Annotated in this window: 4 protein-coding genes and 1 pseudogene; 3 read left to right on the top strand and 2 right to left on the bottom strand. The window is 31.8% G+C overall.

Translation table 11 applies throughout. From position 1 onward, the window contains the following. Positions 1 to 139: 139 nt before the first annotated feature. The 3 genes from MR593_RS08590 to cysK all read left to right on the top strand — a co-directional run bounded on the left by MR593_RS08590 (position 140) and on the right by cysK (position 3,087). Entirely contained in the window at positions 140 to 574 is a 435-nt protein-coding gene (locus MR593_RS08590; protein WP_290691899.1) for an Rrf2 family transcriptional regulator, read from the top strand. 179 nt (positions 575 to 753) lie between these two features. Next, a complete protein-coding gene (locus MR593_RS08585; protein WP_290691898.1) occupies positions 754 to 2,064 on the top strand; it encodes an O-acetylhomoserine aminocarboxypropyltransferase/cysteine synthase family protein in 1,311 nt (436 codons plus the stop codon). Between the two features lie 93 nt (positions 2,065 to 2,157). Then, the gene (gene cysK, locus MR593_RS08580; protein ID WP_290691896.1) at positions 2,158 to 3,087 is read left to right on the top strand and encodes a cysteine synthase A; all 930 of its coding nucleotides are present in this window, start codon (positions 2,158 to 2,160) and stop codon (positions 3,085 to 3,087) included. A 156-nt stretch (positions 3,088 to 3,243) separates the two neighbouring features. On the opposite strand, the gene hydE is transcribed toward cysK, so the two are convergent. Both hydE and MR593_RS08570 read right to left on the bottom strand, forming a co-directional pair. Beyond that, positions 3,244 to 4,299: a [FeFe] hydrogenase H-cluster radical SAM maturase HydE gene (gene hydE / locus MR593_RS08575; protein ID WP_331474772.1), complete on the bottom strand. Its 1,056-nt coding sequence runs from the start codon at positions 4,297 to 4,299 to the stop codon at positions 3,244 to 3,246. A 229-nt stretch (positions 4,300 to 4,528) separates the two neighbouring features. Next, positions 4,529 to 4,737: pseudogene (locus tag MR593_RS08570) on the bottom strand (hypothetical protein); the annotation flags it as partial.

Below are 4,737 nucleotides of genomic sequence, written 5' to 3'. Positions count from 1 at the left end.
ACCTAACGAAAGGACCCCTCCAAAAAAATAACCAGGGTCCTTTTTGTATATCTAAAAAATATGATATACTAATTAAAAGATTTGTAAATTAGTATATAAGTTATAATTATAAAATATTTTAGATAAGGAGATGGGTAATTTGAAGATTTCAACTAAAGGAAGATATGCATTACGCTTAATGATTGACTTAGCTATAAATGACGAAGGAAAGTGTATAAGAATAAGAGATATCGCTAAAAGACAAGAAATATCTGATAAATATCTAGAACAAATAATATCCATACTCAATAGGGCTGGATTTATAAAAAGTATAAGAGGACCTCAAGGAGGGCACAGACTTGCTAAACATCCAAAAGACTATACAGTAGGTATGATTTTGAGATTAACAGAAGGAAGTTTGAGTCCAGTTGCTTGCTTAGATGATGAGGTAAACCAATGTAGTAGACAAGCTCAATGCGCAACTTTAGAATTGTGGAAAAAATTGGACAAAGCTATAAGTGATGTTGTAGATAATGTGACTCTTGAGGATTTAGTTCAATGGCAACTAAATAAAAATAATAATTATATTATTTAATTTGTGAAAAACCGCTTAAAATAGCAAATATTTTAGGTGGTTTATTTTTTTTTGAAATATTTTATATATTTCCTATTGACATAGTATGAAATATCGATTATTATTAAATCATACCAAACAGGTAGGAATTGGAAATTAAAAAATTGAAATAAATAATATAATTACAGGGGGCAATAAATATGACAACTAAAATAAGTAGAAAAGATAGAAATTTAAAATTTGAAACACTACAACTTCATGTAGGACAAGAATCACCAGATCCAGTTACAGATGCAAGAGCAGTTCCAATATATCAGACATCTTCATATGTTTTTAAAAATTGCGATCATGCAGCAGCTAGATTCGGATTAAGCGATGCAGGTAACATATACGGAAGATTGACAAACCCAACAGAGGATGTATTTGAACAAAGAATAGCAGCACTAGAAGGCGGGGTTGCAGCATTAGCAGTAGCATCAGGAGCAGCAGCATTAGCTTATACATTCCAAAACTTAGCTCAAAACGGAGACCATATAGTTGCAGCTAATAATATTTACGGAGGTACATACAACTACTTAGCACATACATTCCCAGAATATGGAGTGCAAACAACATTTGTAGATCCAGCTGATAAAAAAGCTATAGAAGATGCAATACAAGAAAATACAAAGGCAGTATTTATAGAAACATTAGGAAATCCAAATTCAGATGTAGTAGATATAGAAGAAATAGCAAAAATAGCACATGCTCATAAGATACCACTAGTAATAGACAATACTTTCGGTACACCTTATCTTATAAGACCAATAGAATACGGTGCAGATATAGTAGTTCATTCAGCTACTAAATTCATAGGAGGTCATGGTACTACTATAGGTGGAGTAATAGTAGATGGTGGTAAATTTGACTGGGAAGCATCAGGAAAATTCCCAAGTTTGGTTGAACCTAACCCAAGCTATCACGGAGTAAGCTTCACAAAAGCAGTTGGACCAGCAGCCTTCGTAACAAAGATAAGAGCAATATTACTTAGAGATACAGGTGCTACAATTTCACCTTTCCATGCATTCTTCTTCTTACAAGGATTAGAAACATTATCACTAAGAGTTGAAAGACATGTAGAAAACGCATTAAAGGTTGTAGAATACTTAAATAATCATCCACAAGTAGAAAAAGTTCACCATCCATCTGTAACAGATGATCCAGAACAACAAAGATTATATAAGAAATACTTCCCAAACGGTGGTGGTTCAATATTCACTTTTGAAATAAAAGGAGATGCTCAAACAGCAAAAGACTTCATAGATAATTTAGAATTATTCTCACTACTTGCTAATGTAGCAGATGTTAAATCGCTAGTAATACATCCAGCGTCTACAACACATTCTCAATTAAGTGAAGAAGAATTATTAGGTTGCGGTATAAAACCAAATACAATACGTCTATCAATAGGTACAGAACATATAGACGATATTATACAAGATTTAGACGAAGCTTTTAAAGCTGTTAAATAATAGATAGAGATTCGGGTTTAATAGAGAATAAAGTTTAATATAAAAAGGAAAACGAAGATTATATATAGATGTAATAATTTAGGAGGGAATAAAATGTCTAAAATAGCTAAAAAATTAACTGATTTAATAGGAAATACACCTTTGCTTGAACTTGAAGCTTATGGAAAAGAAAATAAATTAGAAGCAAACTTAATAGCAAAACTTGAATACTTCAATCCACTTGGAAGTGTAAAAGACAGAGTTGCAAACGCAATGATAGAAACTGCTATTGAAGAAGGTAAAATAAATAAAGATACAGTAATAATTGAACCTACTAGTGGTAACACTGGTATAGGACTAGCATTTGTCACTGCTACAAAAGGATTGCATTTAATATTGACTATGCCAGAAACAATGAGTATAGAAAGAAGAAGAATAGTAGCTGCATTAGGTGCTGAAATAGTATTAACACCAGGTGCTGATGGTATGAAGGGTGCAATAGCTAAGGCAGAAGCATTGAAAGAAGAATACGGAAATGCCTTCATTCCACAACAATTTGAAAATGAAGCTAACCCTAAGATACATTTTGAAACTACAGGACCAGAAATCTGGAGAGACACAGATGGAAAAGTTGACATATTCGTAGCTGGTGTTGGAACTGGTGGTACAGTTACAGGTATAGGAAAATACATAAAATCACAAAACCCTAATGCAAAAATAGTTGCAGTAGAACCTGCTTCATCAGCAGTACTTTCAGGTAACAAACCAGGACCACATAAGATCCAAGGTATAGGTGCAGGATTTGTTCCTAAGGTATTAGATTTAGACATAGTAGATGAAATATTCCCTGTTGAAAATGAAGACGCATTTAACGCATCAAGAGCAGTGGCAAAAACAGAAGGTTTATTAGTTGGTATATCAGCTGGTGCATCAATACATGCAGGAACAGAATTAGCTAAAAGACCTGAAAATAAAGGTAAAAATATAGTTGTTTTATTACCAGATACAGGTGAAAGATATTTATCAACTGCCTTATTTGAATAAAACAATTTCCCCAAAATAAAAAACAATAACAATTCCAATATAAAATAGATATCCCTTAGTTAATATATAAATATTAAGCATAATAAATCCAAAAAAACTGAGCAATGATCTTGTATAAAGGTCATGCTCAGTTTTTCATTTAAAAGGAATTTATTATTATTTTCTAGTCCATGTAATATTGTCTCCACGAGACATATCCAAAACATATCCAGCTATATTGATTCTATTTTCGATACAATGTCTACATTCTGCGGCCTCGTCGCCAGTACATATTTTATTATCGTAAAGCTCATATTTTTTTCTGGAAGAAGTAGGTGATAGGTTTGGCATAGCCACATTGGCACCAGCATCAAATCCCTTTTCGCGTCCTACTGGATCTATTGTTCCTAAGGCTGTAGTAGCAGGCAATAGGCAAGTAGGTAGCAGTAATCTAATTAGTGACAGCATAAGGGTAGTTTCTTCAACAGTACCAGCTGGCTCATCCTTAAATTGAGTGTCGTGATGTGGGATGAAAGGCCCTATACCAACCATCTCAGGATCTAAGTCTTTTAAGAATAATAGATCTTCAGCTAATGTCTCAGGTGTTTGATAAGGTGAATGAATCATAAATCCAGCACCTACTTGATAACCGATTTCCTTTAAATTGCGAAGACATTGAATTCTATTTGATAGCTTCATATTTTCAGGGTGTAATTTTCTATAATGCTCTTCATTGGCAGTTTCATGTCTAAGTAAATATCTGTCTGCACCGGCATCATAGTATTTTTTGTATGATTCATAGCTTTTTTCACCTATAGATAATGTAATAGCGCAGTCGGGGTATTTTGCTTTTATAGCTTTTACAATTTCTACTATTCTATCATCAGTGAAATACGGATCTTCTCCACCTTGTAAAACATAAGTGCTGTATCCTAGTGCATGGCCAATATCTGCACATTCTAAAATCTGATCTAGTGAGAGTCTGTATCTATCTGCATTTTTGTTTGATTTTCTTATTCCACAGTAGTAGCAGTCGTTTTTGCAGTAATTAGTGAACTCGATTAGACCTCTTAGATAGATTTTGTTGCCATAGTATTTATCTCTAAGAGAAGAAGCCTTTTTAGTTAAATATTTTATATCTTCATCATTTATGTTTTCTATAATATAAATAAGCTCTTCTTTTTTTAATATATGTTTTTCTGCTAATTCATCGATTAAATTTTTTATGTTCATTTGAGTTCTCCTTTTAAATATAATATATAATTCCTATCTAAATAGTATGAATTTTAATTATATTTTAACATAAAAATAGATAAGTGTAAATTTATGGAAAGTATGTTTGTTGATAATTTAAGTTATCAATTTATTAGATATGGCAATGTTTTTGATAGGATAAAAAAACTGTGAGGCTAAATTTTTATATCTAGCTCACAGTTTTAATTTCAAATATTTTTATATGATTTTATAATTTAAAGTAATTAATTTGATAATCTGTTAGCTCGTTATCACATTCTGCACAGTGATAAGATTTTTTAGCTGTTATAAAGCTATTAGAATCATTATCGTATTCTGTTTTTACTTTTGTAACTATACCAGTTGAAGTAAGGTCTTTACCACATTTTTTACAATTTTGTACAGTACATATATTTTCTAAAAACGCAGGATTTAATT

This window comes from Intestinibacter sp. (assembly GCF_022780145.1).
Taxonomy (GTDB): domain Bacteria; phylum Bacillota; class Clostridia; order Peptostreptococcales; family Peptostreptococcaceae; genus Intestinibacter.
The sequence above is the reverse complement of the archived record's forward strand: the minus strand, read 5'-3'. Positions and strand labels throughout refer to the sequence as shown.